We start from the raw sequence: 14,886 nt of genomic DNA, 5'->3' as shown, positions 1-14,886 counted from the left end.
TTCTGACCTCCGTAATAATTCTTATTTTCTTTAGTATGTATAAATTATTTTTTTATATGTAAAAACGCTGTAGGTTTGGGAGTTCCTCTCAAACCTACAGCGTTTAATAAATATACACTATTCTTTTAATAGTTTTTTAAATAAGATAATGAAGTTTGCAATATCTTCATCACTAAAATCATTAAACTTTTCTAACAAAAAGTCTGTTTTCTTTTTTTCATACTGTTCAAGAATTTTCTTCCCATTTTCCGTTAGATGAATATCAACAATTCTACGGTCTTTGACAGAACGAACGCGCTCAATCCAATTTTTTTCGATAAGAGAGTCAGTTACCGCTGTAATATGAGAAGCAGAAACATTTAGTATTTTGGATAAGTCAGATGACTTTTTTGGACCAAGTTCGTACAAAGTTTTTAAAATGAAAAATTCATTTCTAGACATTTCATTATCATAAACTTGATTCATTTCGTGACGAGTTTTCTTATATACATCACGCATTAGGGCTTCCATTTCATACATCTTTTCTTGACGATTATTCAACCTAGTTTCCTCCGTACTATCAAAGTATCCTTTTAATAAGACTAAGGAATGTTATAGAATGTGTCAAGGTTTATTAAAGAAAATGATGTGGAAGATAAGTAAGAGACTATTTATAAAAAGCTGTATACTTTCTAAGTTTTATTGCATGATATATAATAGAATCCATTAGTTAATAGGAGGGAAGTAAACGATGAATAAGCACAAGTTGGAACTCGCTACATTTGCTGGTGGTTGCTTTTGGTGTATGGTCCAGCCCTTCGATGAGTTACCAGGTATCGAAAGTGTTATTTCAGGCTATACCGGGGGAAATAAGGAAAATCCTACATATGAGGAAGTTTGTTCAAATACAACAGGTCATCTTGAAGCTGTACAAATAACGTTTAATCCTGAGATATTCCCTTATGAAAAGCTGTTAGAATTATTTTGGCAACAAATTGATCCAACAGATCCAGGTGGTCAATTCTTTGATAGAGGAGAATCTTATAAGACAGCTATTTTCTATCATACAGAAGAACAGAAGCAGATTGCAGAAGCCTCAAAAGAACTGTTGGAGAAAAGTGGAAGGTTTTCAAAGCCTATCGTTACAATGATTCTTGAGGCAAAACCATTTTATCCTGCGGAAGAATATCATCAGGATTTCTATAAAAAGAGTACCGGTCGTTACAAACAATATCGAACAGGATCTGGTAGAGACCGCTTTATACAAGAGCATTGGAAAGGGAATGACAAAGAAGGTTTAAAATCTACTTTATCTCCTATTCAATATGAAGTTACTCAAAACAATGGAACAGAGCCTCCTTTTCATAATGAGTTTTGGAATCACAATGAAGAGGGTATTTATGTAGACATTGTTTCTGGAAAACCTTTATTCAGTTCAAAAGACAAATATGACGCAGGATGTGGCTGGCCTAGTTTTACAAAACCAATCCAAGACTTTGAAGTTGTCGAGAAAATGGATACAACGCATGGAATGATTCGTACAGAAGTTAGAAGTAAAACAGCTGATTCACATTTAGGTCATGTATTTGATGATGGACCAGGTCCTAATGGGTTAAGATATTGTATTAATTCGGCTGCTTTAAGATTTATCCCAAAGGATAATTTAGAAAAAGAGGGGTATGGTAAATACGCTCAGTTATTTGATAAATAGTGAAAAAGGCTGAATGATGTTCAGCCTTTTTCTAGTATAGACACTTTTGTATTCTTTGTATAAAATGGGAATAAAATAGAAGAGGAGGAGTAGAGCAGATGTCAGTATTAGGCTTTGAGCATGTTGGAATACAAGTGGAAAATATTGAAAGAAGCATTACATTTTACAAAGATGTAGTTGGTCTTGATTTGCTTGATCAGTTTTTACATACAGATGGGAATATGAAGCTAGCATTTTTAGGTGTGGGAGGCAATATTATTGTTGAACTTATAGAAGGATATAATCCTAATTTACCTGATGAAGGAAAGGTTCATCATATTGCTTTTCAAGTTGATAATATTGAGAAAGAAAGAGATAGATTACGTGCGGCAAACGTAGAATGGATCTTTGAAGAGATCACAGAGTTGCCAAATGGAGCAAAGTATATTTTCTTTAGAGGTCCAGAAAAAGAATGGATCGAATTTTTTGAACGTTAAAGAAAGGAAACCGGGCCTTGGATGCAGCCTGGTTTTTTGCTTTTTATTTTAAAATTAGTTTTTTACCTAAAAATGGGCGAATGCACATACGATACAACCCACCCATGACATAAAGTAAAGGGAAATCTAAATTCAAATGAGGAGTGAATCAATATGCATTGCTATTATGATCATGGATACCCACACGCTGGTGGATACGGTTATGGAAATAGCTTCGTATTAATCGTTGTTTTGTTCATTTTATTAATCATCGTTGGTGCAGCTTACATTCACTAATCTCTATTAAAAGGAGCTCCGATGTGAGCTCTTTTTTATATATAAGGTGAATCATAATATAACTGAAGTGTAAACCTATATTAGGAAATATTATGCTCAATATGTTAACTGTAATGTTAAAATGGTTGACATTATAACAACCATTCATTACCATTAATATAAGTAATCTAAGGGGGAATGTTAAAATGAATTGGGAATTATTGGCCGACGATGTGATTAATGGAAGAATTTTAACCAGAGAAGAAGCAAAGTCAATTTTAATGTGTGATGATGATGACTTGTTATTGCTATTAAATGGTGCATTTAAGATTAGAAAACATTATTATGGAAAAAAAGTAAAGCTTAATATGATCATCAACACTAAATCAGGATTATGTCCTGAGAATTGTGGTTATTGTTCACAATCAGTTGTTTCAAAAGCACCAATAGAGAAATATAGAATGCTAGATAAAGAATCTATTTTAAAAGGTGCAGAGCAAGCTCATAACCTAAAAGTGGGAACATATTGTATTGTTGCAAGTGGCCGGGGACCAAGTGATAAGGAAGTTGATCATGTAACATCTGCTGTTGGTGAAATAAAGGACAAATATGGATTGAAAATTTGTGCATGCCTAGGTATCTTAAAACCAGATCAGGCAAGGCGTTTAAAAGAAGCCGGAGTAGATCGTTATAATCATAATATAAATACATCAAAAGAACATCATTCTTCTATCACAACTTCACATACATACGAAGATCGTACGAATACAGTTGAGTTGGTAAAGCAGAGTGGTATTTCACCTTGTTCTGGTGTAATTGTTGGAATGCGTGAAACATTAGATGATGTGGTGAATATGGCATATAGTTTAAGAGAATTAGATGCAGATTCAATCCCTGTAAACTTTTTACATGCAATAGATGGTACACCTCTTGAAGGGACAAATGATTTAAATCCTAGATATTGTTTGAAAGTACTAGCTTTATTTCGATACATAAACCCAACAAAAGAAATTAGAATTTCTGGTGGACGTGAAGTGAATTTAAGGTCTCTACAACCACTTGGCTTATATGCAGCAAATTCCATATTTGTAGGAGATTATTTGACAACAGCTGGACAAGAAAGCACTGCAGACCATAAAATGCTCAAGGATCTTGGATTTGAGATAGATTTTCAGTATGAAGAAATGAGTGTTTAAAATTTACCGGAACTAAACCACAGTAAATCTGCTGTGGTTTTACTTGTTATATTAGTTGAGGGTTTAAGAAGATCACTTTTTAGTTAAGGGAGAAATATAATCGAGGCTTGATTAAAGTTCTTCAGTTGTATTATCCTAGTCTTTAATAAGCAAAAACAACGGGGGAATACCAGATGAAGTCCTTTTATCATTATTTAATGAAATATCGTCATCCAAAACCAAAGGATGAGTTATCTAAATTTGCCAATGATGCGTATCTTGATCATGCTTTTCCAAAGACAACTGATAGTTATGATGAGCTAAGTTCTTATTTGGAGATGAACGGTCATTATTTACAAAGTATGTCAGTTTTCGACGATGCCTGGGATCGTTATCAAAATGAAATTTTAAGAAGAATATAACTAAAAGGACAAAGATGAACTAAGCTCATCTTTGTCCTTTTAGTTTTCGTTGTAAAAAACTATCCATGACGAATTTTAAGTTTCAGCATATACTATCTTATCCTTACAATCACGACAAAGGAGAGATGAAAAATGAAAAATAAAAACAGACCAAAATTTAAAATAGGGGATATTGTCGTGATTATTATGTATGGAACTGTGGGTACCATAACAAAGCTCCATTTTGTTGATCATCAATATGCGTACGAAGTGAATCATGGTGATATTTTGTATTATGAAAATGCCCTTCAATTATTTTCTGATTATGAAGGATCTCTTATTGAGACAGAGAAAATAAATATTGATGTTCACTATCAAATAGGTGATATTGTTTTAGTTAAAGGATACGGAAGCTCTTTATTTCGCATTGTAGGTGTGAGAACAGAAGTGTGGAGATATGCCGAAGATGGGTGGGAAGAACTAACATATGAATTAAATCGCATGTCTGATGGAGAATGGTTAGAAGCTACTGAAGATGAAATGAGCCTAATGATCAGCAATCAAGAGGCTGAGTCTTTTATGCAGCAGCTTCATTTGCATAATACGATTTCAGACGAAAGTCGATATTATGCATCAATGATTCATAGTTACATTGGTCTCGAGTCAACAAAACAACCTGTTGAAGAAGAAAATTATAAAAAGCTAATTGATGAAATGCTTGATATCTATAACGATTATGAAACCTTATATAAAATGTTTCATGATGAAGAATACAAAGATATGATGAACTTAATTTTAAAGAGCTTATATAGATATAAAGAATAGTTTATAAGGCCAAAGAGATTATGAGATAAATAAGGTAAGGAACACAGAAAAAGACCATTCCATAAAATAATGTTTTTAAAGAATTTTCTAAAAGAGAATCAAAGCCTTTCCCATCAATAAAATCTAGTACACGTTCTTTCGAATTTTGTTGTTTCTTTTCACTATAGTCTGAAGTATATTGGATGTCTTTTAACATATCGATTACCGCCCCTTTTTTAAGCTTGTCCACTTAAAACTAACTATATGTTTTTACTTTATATTTATTCCAGTTCATTTTATAAAGTCTTATAAAAAAATATTCATTGATTTGCATATGTCCCTTTAAATGGACATAAAAAATAGAAGGGGGGCGATATTGTGAAGGAAATAGAAGTAATTATTGATACTGAGGAGATTGCTGAGTTCTTTTACAATGAGCTCACAAAAAGAGGGTATGTTCCAGGTGAAGAAGAACTTGGAGAACTTGCAGATATAACATTCGATTACCTTCTTAACAAATGCATTATCGATGAAGATTTAGACTATGAAGAGAATGAATAGGAAGAATACTAGAGAGGCTGACATGAATTTTACATGTCAGCCTTTTTTATTATGTTAATAGTTCCTTCATTGTTGACAATGCTTTAATGAGCATTAAATCATGGTTTACATTCTTAGTGATAACTTGAAATTCAATATTTAAGGGGTTATTAAATTTCTTTATTTGTGAAAAGTCTATATACCAATCTTGGTATTTTGGAAAAGTGTGTGGAACATCCTCCCAAGCCTTAGCTAGTGGTGGGCTGTAAATTTTAGGATCGTCCATTATGTTATTGGTGAAAATATGTGGCCAATAATCATGACGTGAAGCTGTATGTTCATGTTTAGTAGCAAACTGAGAAAATGAAGAAAGCCAATTTTTTGAAAAAAGGATGTTGTATAGTTTTTTACCAGTATCTATTCTTGTCTTAACAGAAGAAAAATCATGAACTTCTAAACCTGCTAATGAATGCTTATTTAAAAAGCGGTAGCGTTTAAAAGGAAAAAGAACATGTGTGAATCCTAATTTTTCCTGAAGCAAATACATAAACGAAAGGAGAACAGTTTTTTTTATGAAAGGAAGTGTCATTAAGTGTTTTTCAACATAATGCTGTTCATTCGTTATTAATGCATATGTTAGCAGTGAAGATTGTTGTGAAGTAAAGAAGAATTTCCAAATTGGTATCATGAACTTAGAAACATGAAACGAAGGTAATAAATGGGAATAATCAGTAGAATCTTCTTTGCTTTTTTTATAGAGTAATAGCTGTGGAAAGGCATCATGAAAAATCAGGGCATTTGCTCTTTCTAAAAAATGAAACAGAATTGTTTGTTGCTTGCTATCAACGAAAGATTCAAGTAAAGGACTTTTCAAATCGGTCATATTGTATCCACCATTGCGAGAAACCATATGCGCAAGAAAAGCCCAATGAATCTCTGGATGTTGACGATAAAATGTTAAATATGCATTTGTTCTAGTAAGATTATTTTTATTATTAATTTTTGTTTCATTAGAAATAGTGTTGATTATTTTTCTTTCTTTTTGTGTAATAACAAAAGGAGAAGATTCTTTCAATATATTCTTTAGTTGCTGCTCAAGAAACCGGTCGTTTGCTTTTTTATTTCTAATTTCTTCATTCATAATTAAACCGTCCTTTAAGTTTAGGCTGTTTATTACAGTAGTTGTAGTTGAGTTAATTTTATAATAATGACTCTTAAATCAAAAAACGAACATCTTTCTTCATCCTGAACTTGTTAATAAACAATACACGGATGAAAACACTAATAAAGGTGAAATTCATACGTTTTTTGGTAACAAATGATACATTATGAAATGGATTCAGTTAAATTCCTATATTATTTGTATGAAATTTATGAAACCTTTGTTCTTTTTTGTCGTATATACTAATGAGCTATAATAAAAATAAAATTTTTAGAAAGAGGGATTTAATATGTTAAAGAAAATCCTTAAATCTTTATTATCTTCAAGTAAACATTCACATTCATACCGAAGAAGCTACAGTTCGAGTGATTTTAAAAGAAGAAAATCTCATCATTATCATCCGTCAAAGTATGGGCACCAACATTACAAAAGAAAGCATAAATCAAGTGGTTTTTTTAGTTCATATAGTAGCTAATGAACAAGTTCACCAAAAAGTGGATTGAACTAACAGAGCAACCATTAAAAGCTCATCAAATTGTAAATGAAAGATATATCATTAAGAATCTTTTAGGCAAAGGTAGCTATGGGTTCACATATTTAGTGAAAGATGAAGAAAATCAGAATAAAGTGCTAAAGCAATTACGGAAATATAAAATGCTCGAAAAGTCTGGGGAAGAATCTTTTAAACATGAAGTCACTATTTTAAGAACTTTAAATGATTCTTCTATTCCAGCTTTTTATGATGAATTTATAGAAAATGAAAAACATTTTATTGTGATGGAATATAAAAAAGGAAAAACATATGAAGATTTAATTTTTATAGAAAATATGACATTTTCAGAAGAAGAAGCATTGAAAGAGCTTTATGACGTACTTGTATTAGTAAAATTGTTTCATGATATTGGATGGGTTCACCGTGACTTACGTATTCCTAATATCTTGAAAAATGAAGAAGAAAAGTACATTATTGATTTTGGTCTGGCTAGATTCATAAATGATAATCATTCTGAACAATTTGATTCTTTAGAGAAAAAGTTGTTTCGAGAAGTTTCATTTAAAAGTGATTTTTATGCATTAGGTCATTTTCTTTTATTTTTACTTTATTCCTCATATCAACCGAAAACTAGGGAAAAAAGATCATGGGAAGAAGAGTTGGATATTACAGACCATACAAAAAGAATTCTACGTAAAATGCTCCAATTAGATGAACCATATGATGAAATCAATCAAATTATGAAGGATATAAGAGGGTCATAAAATGAGGAGGAATCAGGATGTCATTTTTTAATAAAATACTGGCAAGTGTTGGAGTTGGTTCTGCAAAGGTTGATGCTAAACTTTCTAAATCATCCATCATGATTGGTGAAAAAGTAGAAGGAGTTATTGATGTACAAGGTGGAAATGTAGAACAAGCAGTTGATGAGATCTATTTAACAGTCAACACAAATTATGAAAAAGAACAAGATGATCGCGTAATCAATAAGCATGCTGTGATCGCAACCATTAAGTTAAATGAACCGTTTGTCATTATGCCTGGAGAAACTAAAACATTCCCTTTCCAAATTGAAATGCCATTAGACACACCGGTTAGTGTAGGTTCATCACAAGTATGGATTCAAACAGGTGTGGACATAAAAGGTGCTTTTGATCCACAAGATCGAGATATTGTGACAATTTTACCTAATAATATGATGGATCAGATTTTAAATGTTATGAAAGAATTAGGTTTTTCCTTAAGAAAGGTCAAAAACGAAGAGGCTTCATTTAAATTAAGAAAAAGATTACCGTTTGTACAAGAATTTGAATTTATTCCAACAACGGGTTCGTATTATGGAAAATTCGATGAAGTGGAAGTTTTGTTTTTCTTAATTGATGATCATAAAATAGAGGTTGTAGTAGAAGTCGACCGCCGTGCAAGGGGCCTTGCTGGTCTTTTTTCAGAAGCACTTGATTTAGATGAATCGATTATTAAATTTACAATAGAAGAAAATGAACTGCATCAAGTAAAAAACATTTTTAAGGAAATTCTAGAAAATCATAGTTAGAAAAGGAAAACTATTGGAACAGAATAAAGTTCCAATAGTTTTTGGCATGTATTTACGCTGTTACATTATTTAATAATGTTTCTATATCCTGCTCCATGTCAATAGGATCTGTTGTACATTCAAAACGTTTTACAACGTTACCTTCCTGGTCAATTAAGAATTTTGTGAAATTCCATTTAATTGAGTAATTATCTGTTAAATATTCTGGGTGTTTTTCATTTAGTAACGGAATTAGTATTTTTGCAACAGGATGGAAAGGATTGAATCCCTCAAAAGGTTTACTTTGTGATAGATAATCGAATAATGGGTGAATGTTTTCATCTCTTACATCTATTTTTTGGAATAATGGAAAACTAACACCATAGTTTAATAGACAGTTCGCTTGAATGGCGTCATTTGAATCAGGTTCTTGGTTATCAAATTGATTACAAGGGAACCCTAATATTACAAAATCTTTTTCTTTATAGCGATTGTACAGCTTTTGTAAGTCTTCATATTGATATGTAAATCCGCATCTACCTGCAGTATTAACAACTAATAATACTTTTCCTTTATAGTCTTCAAGAGATCTTTCCGTTCCATTCATTGCTTTCGCTGTAAAATGATATATACTCATAAACAGTCCTCCAAGATTAATAGTTATTTTTCCCTATGAAATTTGACTCATTTTTATTATACATGAATAGTTTCATCATTTAAAAGAAATTCATTCAAGCTAACTAACTTTATATATATTAATAAAATATAAAAATTTACCGATAGAATAATAGTGTAGGTAATTTGTTTTAAAAAAATGTAACAATTAGGTAGAAAATATCGTTATATGTATATTAAACTATTCTTATTTAAACTCTAACTTATAGTTGCATTTACATGTTTAAGTTTTAAAGTATGTTAAGTAGAGCACTTTTGCAAAAAGGGGAAAAAGAAATGGACGAGAAAAAGGCATCTTTATCAAGGGTAACCAATCGAAGGAAACGAAGAAGACTTAAAAAGGTTTATAGAAGAATACTTCTTGGCATTATTTTTATCATAATAGTAAGTTCTGCATATTCACTGCTAAAACCAGAAAAATCAGCAGTTGTAACGACATCTGAGCATGAAGGAAAAGAGAGTGTTATATCTGAAAAACAACTAGTGGAAGTGCCAAGTGATGTAGATGCGTCAATAAAAATTAGTGCTGCTGGTGATTTTACACTAGGAATGGATGAGAATTTTGAGTATAATGGTTCATTTGTTCATACAGCTTCTACGAATGGTCTGTCTTACTTTTTAGAAGGACTTAATGATGTTTTTAAAAAAGATGACCTTACTACTGTAAATTTAGAAACAACCTTAACGAATGCAACAGAAAAAGCTGAGAAAACATTTCGTTTTAAAGGAGATCCTGAATATGCCCAAATACTAAAACTTGGTGGAATTGAGGCAGTCAATTTAGCAAATAATCATATTTTTGATTATAAGCAAAAAGGATATGAAGATACAATAGAGGCTTTAAAAGAGAGAGATGTTGGTTATTTTGGTTATGAAAATCAATTTATAACAACCATTAAGGAAGTTAAAATCGGTGCATTGGGTTACGAAGGATGGGAGGATACCGAAGAAATCCGCTCAACGATCGAGAAAGACATACAGTCTTTAAGAGAGCAGGGAGTTCAAATTGTGTTGATCCACTTTCATAACACTATGTTCCAAATGAGGATCAAAAATCACTTGCAAGATTTAGTGTAGATGCTGGAGCAGACTTAATATTAGGTCATCATCCACATGTTTTACAAGGAATTGAGGAGTATAACGGAAAGTTTATTGTTTACAGTCTAGGTAACTTTATGTTTGGCGGAAATAAAAACCCTTCTGACAAGGATACATTTGTTTTTCAGCAAACGTTTCATATAGAAAATGGTGAACTTAGTGACAAAAAAGAAATTAATGTGGTTCCGTTTTCGATCTCATCTGTTTCATCTCATAATGATTATCAACCAACTTTATTAAGTGGGGGTGAATATGAGAGAGTTAAGGATAAAATCATTCATTATTCCAATCAAGTGAAGGGATCTGACTGGATCGTTTATGATACAGAAGAAGAAGTTACAGAATAAATTCCAAGACAGGAGAGCTTCATTGCTTTTCTGTCTTTTTGTTATAATAATTAGCTTTATTACTATCCTTTTTCAAAATATAATATCTTTTAACAAAATGAATAATTAAGGTATAATAGAGTTTAGTGATTATATTTAAAGAATTACAATATATAAGTTTTTTATTGATTTAACGTTGAAAGTGAGTGTTTTTAATGGGTCGTAAATGGAATAATATTAAGGAAAAGAAAGCTTCTAAAGATGCAAATACTAGTCGTATTTATGCAAAGTTTGGTCGGGAAATATATGTTGTAGCAAAGCAAGGTGAGCCAGATCCAGAAGCTAACCAAGCATTAAAAGTTGTTCTTGAACGTGCGAAGACATATAGTGTACCAAAAACAATTATTGACCGTGCAATCGAAAAAGCAAAAGGTGGAACCGAAGAAAGTTATGATGAGCTTCGATATGAGGGATTTGGGCCAAATGGTTCAATGGTCATCGTTGATGCTCTTACAAATAACGTGAACCGTACAGCTTCAGATGTTCGTGCTGCATTCGGAAAAAACGGTGGAAATATGGGTGTTAGTGGGTCTGTAGCTTATATGTTTGATGCAACTGCTGTTATTGGGGTTGAAGGAAAAACAGCTGATGAGGTTTTAGAACTATTAATGGAAGCAGACGTTGATGCAAGAGATATTCTAGAAGAAGATGATTCAGTTATCGTATATGCAGAGCCTGATCAATTTCATGCAGTACAAGAAGCATTTAAAGGTGTTGGTATAACTGATTTTACAGTTGCTGAACTAACGATGCTTGCGCAAAGTGATGTAACACTATCAGATGATGCAAAAGCTCAATTTGAAAAGTTGATTGACGCGTTAGAAGATTTAGAAGACGTAAAACAAGTCTTCCATAATGTAGATTTAAGTGAATAAGTAATATTCCAAACCTTCGTTTCTATATTACGAAGGTTTTCTTTATTTGGATTGCTATTTAAATGCTTAAATATATCGAAATATTTTCAAAAAGAAGACCACGAAAAAGACCGATAATAGCAACGCTCTAATAGGATAAATAAAATGAAATCGAATCATTGGGAACATAATTGTGATAAAAAGAAGTGACCATGCTAAGTTCCACCCATGATGATAGGTTAGAATTTCTGTTATCCTTCCAATCCATTCTCCAACAAAAAAAATTAATACCCAACGTAATATATAAAGAAATTTCTTTAAAGGAAGCGTAGGATAATTTGATAAAAAGATAAAAGCAATAAGAGGATTAATAACTAAATTATGTAAAAAGTGAACATTCATATGTGAAATAAAAGGACCTGTTTCTAACTCCCAAAGATGGTAATAGGTATGTGAAATATATTCATATATAAAGCTAGCCAATGACATATACAGCATTGTTGGATAATATTGCTCCCAGTTATTCCACTTGGCTTTTTTAATAGCTAGATATAGAACAAAGGATAAAATTAGGAAGTGCATATAATTACTCCTTAAATCATACTGAATCTTATTATCTACCTTATATTTACAAATAATACCATTTAGTGGTATCAACTATTTTTTTGAGACATTTTACCTATTTGTTTCTTTGAAAAATGCTATTTACATTAACGTAACGTAAGGCTTTATGATTTTTATCAGGGGGGCTGAAGATGGAATACACAGTAAAAAAGCTAGCAACATTGGCTGGAGTGAGTGCAAGAACCTTACGATACTATGATGAGATTGGGATTCTTAAGCCGGCGAGAATCAATTCATCAGGTTATCGTATATACGGACATGATGAAGTTAATAAATTACAGCAAATTATGTTTTATCGTGAACTTGGTATTGACTTAGATAGCATTCAACAAATTTTATCATCTCCATCATTTGATCAAACAGCTGCCCTTGAAGAACATTTAGAAAATCTTTTATCTAAGCGAGCACAACTAAATGTTCTAATTGAAAATGTAAGAAAAACAATTGCTACAAAGGAAGGGAGATTGACAATGAGTGACAAAGAAAAGTTTGAGGGCTTCAAAGATCAATTAATTGAGGAAAATGAACAAAAATATGGAGAGGAAATAAGGTCAAAATATGGTAATGCTACAGTTGACAAATCAAACAATAAATTAAAAAACATGTCCGAATATCAATATTCTCAAGCTGAACAATTAGGTACTGATATTTTAAGTATTCTTAATGAAGCGTTTAAAACAGGTGACCCCGAGAGTGAGCTTGCTCAAAAAACAGCAGATTTACATCGCCAATGGTTAAGTTTTTATTGGGATCATTATACAAAGGAAGCGCATGCAGGACTAGCGCAAATGTATGTTGAAGATGAACGTTTCACAGCATTTTATGATAAAGAAAATAAAGGAACTGCTGAATTTTTAAGAGATGCAATTTTGATTTATACAAGACAAAACAAAGCTGAAGAATGAGTTTATGAATGATATTATTTTGCAAATATTGAGTAGTTGCACCTGAATGAAAATCTCCATTTTAGCTAAACTTAAGATTGCGACACATTCTTTTTTGGAGGTATAACATGTCTAAGAAGAAAAACACACCATCATCAGAGGTAGATCAAAAGAAGTTAGTGGATGATAAGGCGAAGAAACTAAGAGAAAATGGTTTTGAAGATGACCATGTTCGAAGAGTAACCTTAAATGGTGCTGATGGTCAATAAAAGTGCCCCTTATACAAATGAGGGAGTATTTAGCCTAAAGTAAGAGGTTTACCTATTTAACAGGTAAATGGTTTTATTGAAGATAGAGAAACTAACAATTAACTTTACTCAGTGAGGTGAGCGTTTTGTCTAAAAAACATCATAATAGTCCTGAACAAAAGGCCATAATGGCTCATAGAGATACAGAAACAGCAGAAGAATATGCTTATAAAAAGAAGCCAGCACCCGGTCACCGCGAACAATCAAAACATAAAAAGGTATAATCATCTATTTTTTATAATAGATTATAGAAAAAGACCGATACGTTCATAGTCGGTCTTTTTTACTTGATAGAATGTTTTGCTTTAAAGAAGTAAAAGGATTTGGAGGTAAGTGGTGTGAAATGGTTTGTAATTGCTGCATGTTTAATTTTTGTAACCTGTGCATCTGTTTATTCAACTGATTTTTTTTACAACATAGATGTTAGTGTTACTCTTTTCTTTGAGAAATTACGTTTACCATTTTTAACAGACGTATTTTTGGTCATTACCGAAATGGGATCTTTAAAATTTTATTTACCACTATGTCTTGTTATTGGACTATATTTTTTATTTAAGCGAAAAATAGTTGGAGTCATTTTCTTATTTGTGGTGCTGTACAGTGTCAGGCAGCTTAATTATCAATTAAAAGAGTTATTCTCGCGGGAACGACCATCGTTTGATGCCGTTTATGAAGCATCTCATTATAGCTTCCCTAGTGGACATGCTATGAATTCAGCGGCCATTTATGGATTTATTAGCTTTTTATTGTTATTTTACATAATAAAGAATCCTAATAAAAGAATAATAGCAGCTGTTATGACAGCTGTACTAGTATTTTTAATCGGTGTTAGTAGAATTTATTTAGGTGTTCATTATCTAACAGACGTATTAGCAGGTTGGAGTGTAGGTTTTATTTGGTTAGTTATTTTGTCTACAATATTTGCTAAAACCCATCATTATATCGACAAAAATAGAAGGTATTAGATAAAGGAATTCTCCTCTTAATAGCTAATTATTATAGTATGAAATGGATTCGTAGAGGGGGAGAAATATGGTCTATTCCTTGTTAGTAAGAAAACGTACTTTATCTTTTGATATTACCATTTTCCAAACTCCAAGTTTTGGAGAGAAAAAAGGGTACAAGGATGTTTATCGGCTTATTCTTGAAGGAAATAACCACAAGGATGTTTTAGAAAAAGTATTTCAAACTTTTAATGTGGCGGACCGCATGCCTGCAGATTATGATGCAAGGTATTTAAGTACGGGTGATATTGTTTTAATTGATGAGGGAAAAAAGGGGCAAACTTATTACAAGCTCTGTCCACAAGGATGGCAGATTATTAACCGAATACATGTAAGATAAAAGCTGACAGAAACCTATTTCTGTCAGCTTTTTAATATTAAATATGATGACCAGGACCATTTTTACGTTTATCTGAAGTATGTTCTTTTGAATGAGCTGTTTCCTCAGCTGCGAGTACTTCAGGGGAAATGTGATTGTTTTTCTTAGGTGTATTTCTGTTTCGATGTTTTTTACCCATGATAACAC

The 14,886-nt window shown here is 31.9% G+C and carries 22 protein-coding genes and 1 pseudogene; 17 read left to right on the top strand and 6 right to left on the bottom strand.

What is annotated here, in order from left to right; genetic code table 11:
• Positions 1 to 117: 117 nt before the first annotated feature.
• Positions 118 to 540: a MarR family winged helix-turn-helix transcriptional regulator gene (locus LPC09_RS15420; protein ID WP_231307714.1), complete on the bottom strand. Its 423-nt coding sequence runs from the start codon at positions 538 to 540 to the stop codon at positions 118 to 120.
• A 190-nt stretch (positions 541 to 730) separates the two neighbouring features.
• On the opposite strand from LPC09_RS15420, the gene msrB reads away from it, so the two are divergent.
• The 6 genes from msrB to LPC09_RS15390 all read left to right on the top strand — a co-directional run bounded on the left by msrB (position 731) and on the right by LPC09_RS15390 (position 4,822).
• Complete coding sequence (gene msrB / locus LPC09_RS15415; RefSeq protein ID WP_231307713.1) at positions 731 to 1,690, top strand: peptide-methionine (R)-S-oxide reductase MsrB; 960 nt, start codon at positions 731 to 733, stop codon at positions 1,688 to 1,690.
• A 98-nt stretch (positions 1,691 to 1,788) separates the two neighbouring features.
• Positions 1,789 to 2,166, top strand: a complete 378-nt coding sequence (locus LPC09_RS15410; protein WP_098799492.1) for a VOC family protein — start codon at positions 1,789 to 1,791, stop codon at positions 2,164 to 2,166.
• 153 nt (positions 2,167 to 2,319) lie between these two features.
• Positions 2,320 to 2,442 carry a YjcZ family sporulation protein gene (locus LPC09_RS15405; protein ID WP_098799493.1) on the top strand — a complete coding sequence of 41 codons (123 nt, stop codon included), beginning with the start codon at positions 2,320 to 2,322 and terminating at the stop codon, positions 2,440 to 2,442.
• 185 nt (positions 2,443 to 2,627) lie between these two features.
• A complete protein-coding gene (gene bioB / locus LPC09_RS15400; protein WP_098799494.1) occupies positions 2,628 to 3,617 on the top strand; it encodes a biotin synthase BioB in 990 nt (329 codons plus the stop codon).
• A gap of 173 nt (positions 3,618 to 3,790) precedes the next feature.
• The gene (locus LPC09_RS15395) at positions 3,791 to 4,018 is read left to right on the top strand and encodes a YozE family protein (protein WP_098799495.1); all 228 of its coding nucleotides are present in this window, start codon (positions 3,791 to 3,793) and stop codon (positions 4,016 to 4,018) included.
• Between the two features lie 132 nt (positions 4,019 to 4,150).
• The gene (locus tag LPC09_RS15390; protein WP_098799496.1) at positions 4,151 to 4,822 is read left to right on the top strand and encodes a hypothetical protein; all 672 of its coding nucleotides are present in this window, start codon (positions 4,151 to 4,153) and stop codon (positions 4,820 to 4,822) included.
• A 1-nt stretch (position 4,823) separates the two neighbouring features.
• Here LPC09_RS15390 and LPC09_RS15385 read toward each other — a convergent pair whose 3' ends face one another.
• Positions 4,824 to 5,018: a hypothetical protein gene (locus LPC09_RS15385; RefSeq protein WP_098799497.1), complete on the bottom strand. Its 195-nt coding sequence runs from the start codon at positions 5,016 to 5,018 to the stop codon at positions 4,824 to 4,826.
• A 161-nt stretch (positions 5,019 to 5,179) separates the two neighbouring features.
• On the opposite strand from LPC09_RS15385, the gene LPC09_RS15380 reads away from it, so the two are divergent.
• A complete protein-coding gene (locus LPC09_RS15380) occupies positions 5,180 to 5,362 on the top strand; it encodes a YozD family protein (protein WP_098799498.1) in 183 nt (60 codons plus the stop codon).
• A 49-nt stretch (positions 5,363 to 5,411) separates the two neighbouring features.
• Here LPC09_RS15380 and LPC09_RS15375 read toward each other — a convergent pair whose 3' ends face one another.
• Positions 5,412 to 6,482 carry a DUF2515 family protein gene (locus LPC09_RS15375; RefSeq protein ID WP_231307712.1) on the bottom strand — a complete coding sequence of 357 codons (1,071 nt, stop codon included), beginning with the start codon at positions 6,480 to 6,482 and terminating at the stop codon, positions 5,412 to 5,414.
• Positions 6,483 to 6,792: 310 nt separating this feature from the next.
• Between LPC09_RS15375 and LPC09_RS15370 the strand changes: the two genes are divergently transcribed.
• The 3 genes from LPC09_RS15370 to LPC09_RS15360 are packed head-to-tail and all read left to right on the top strand — an operon-like array spanning position 6,793 to position 8,548.
• Positions 6,793 to 6,978: a hypothetical protein gene (locus LPC09_RS15370; RefSeq protein ID WP_098799500.1), complete on the top strand. Its 186-nt coding sequence runs from the start codon at positions 6,793 to 6,795 to the stop codon at positions 6,976 to 6,978.
• Entirely contained in the window at positions 6,978 to 7,760 is a 783-nt protein-coding gene (locus LPC09_RS15365; RefSeq protein WP_098799501.1) for a serine/threonine protein kinase, read from the top strand. The genes LPC09_RS15370 and LPC09_RS15365 overlap by 1 nt, the downstream gene beginning before the upstream one ends.
• A 17-nt stretch (positions 7,761 to 7,777) precedes the next feature.
• Positions 7,778 to 8,548: a sporulation protein gene (locus LPC09_RS15360; RefSeq protein WP_098799502.1), complete on the top strand. Its 771-nt coding sequence runs from the start codon at positions 7,778 to 7,780 to the stop codon at positions 8,546 to 8,548.
• A gap of 52 nt (positions 8,549 to 8,600) precedes the next feature.
• On the opposite strand, the gene LPC09_RS15355 is transcribed toward LPC09_RS15360, so the two are convergent.
• The gene (locus LPC09_RS15355; RefSeq protein WP_098799503.1) at positions 8,601 to 9,164 is read right to left on the bottom strand and encodes a glutathione peroxidase; all 564 of its coding nucleotides are present in this window, start codon (positions 9,162 to 9,164) and stop codon (positions 8,601 to 8,603) included.
• 314 nt (positions 9,165 to 9,478) lie between these two features.
• Between LPC09_RS15355 and LPC09_RS15350 the strand changes: the two are divergent.
• Both LPC09_RS15350 and LPC09_RS15345 read left to right on the top strand, forming a co-directional pair.
• Positions 9,479 to 10,647: pseudogene (locus LPC09_RS15350) on the top strand (CapA family protein).
• Between the two features lie 194 nt (positions 10,648 to 10,841).
• Complete coding sequence (locus LPC09_RS15345) at positions 10,842 to 11,561, top strand: YebC/PmpR family DNA-binding transcriptional regulator (RefSeq protein ID WP_098799505.1); 720 nt, start codon at positions 10,842 to 10,844, stop codon at positions 11,559 to 11,561.
• Positions 11,562 to 11,627: 66 nt separating this feature from the next.
• Here the strand turns inward: LPC09_RS15345 and LPC09_RS15340 are convergent, their stop codons facing one another.
• Positions 11,628 to 12,122 carry a CBO0543 family protein gene (locus tag LPC09_RS15340; protein ID WP_098799506.1) on the bottom strand — a complete coding sequence of 165 codons (495 nt, stop codon included), beginning with the start codon at positions 12,120 to 12,122 and terminating at the stop codon, positions 11,628 to 11,630.
• A 173-nt stretch (positions 12,123 to 12,295) separates the two neighbouring features.
• On the opposite strand from LPC09_RS15340, the gene LPC09_RS15335 reads away from it, so the two are divergent.
• The 5 genes from LPC09_RS15335 to LPC09_RS15315 all read left to right on the top strand — a co-directional run bounded on the left by LPC09_RS15335 (position 12,296) and on the right by LPC09_RS15315 (position 14,700).
• Positions 12,296 to 13,069: a MerR family transcriptional regulator gene (locus LPC09_RS15335; protein WP_231307711.1), complete on the top strand. Its 774-nt coding sequence runs from the start codon at positions 12,296 to 12,298 to the stop codon at positions 13,067 to 13,069.
• A gap of 107 nt (positions 13,070 to 13,176) precedes the next feature.
• Positions 13,177 to 13,317: a hypothetical protein gene (locus LPC09_RS15330; protein ID WP_176551229.1), complete on the top strand. Its 141-nt coding sequence runs from the start codon at positions 13,177 to 13,179 to the stop codon at positions 13,315 to 13,317.
• A gap of 125 nt (positions 13,318 to 13,442) precedes the next feature.
• On the top strand, positions 13,443 to 13,580 hold the full coding sequence (locus tag LPC09_RS15325; RefSeq protein ID WP_176551228.1) for a hypothetical protein: 138 nt from the start codon (positions 13,443 to 13,445) through the stop codon (positions 13,578 to 13,580).
• 114 nt (positions 13,581 to 13,694) lie between these two features.
• Entirely contained in the window at positions 13,695 to 14,321 is a 627-nt protein-coding gene (locus tag LPC09_RS15320; protein ID WP_231307710.1) for a phosphatase PAP2 family protein, read from the top strand.
• Between the two features lie 67 nt (positions 14,322 to 14,388).
• On the top strand, positions 14,389 to 14,700 hold the full coding sequence (locus LPC09_RS15315) for a YodL domain-containing protein (RefSeq protein ID WP_098799438.1): 312 nt from the start codon (positions 14,389 to 14,391) through the stop codon (positions 14,698 to 14,700).
• 37 nt (positions 14,701 to 14,737) lie between these two features.
• Here LPC09_RS15315 and LPC09_RS15310 read toward each other — a convergent pair whose 3' ends face one another.
• Positions 14,738 to 14,878 carry a hypothetical protein gene (locus LPC09_RS15310; protein ID WP_176551227.1) on the bottom strand — a complete coding sequence of 47 codons (141 nt, stop codon included), beginning with the start codon at positions 14,876 to 14,878 and terminating at the stop codon, positions 14,738 to 14,740.
• Positions 14,879 to 14,886 lie beyond the last annotated feature (8 nt).

It is taken from the genome of Metabacillus sp. B2-18, from assembly GCF_021117275.1.
Lineage (GTDB): Bacteria > Bacillota > Bacilli > Bacillales > Bacillaceae > Metabacillus.
Note: the sequence above shows the minus strand (reverse complement) of the source record. Positions and strands in the feature narration are given on the sequence as shown.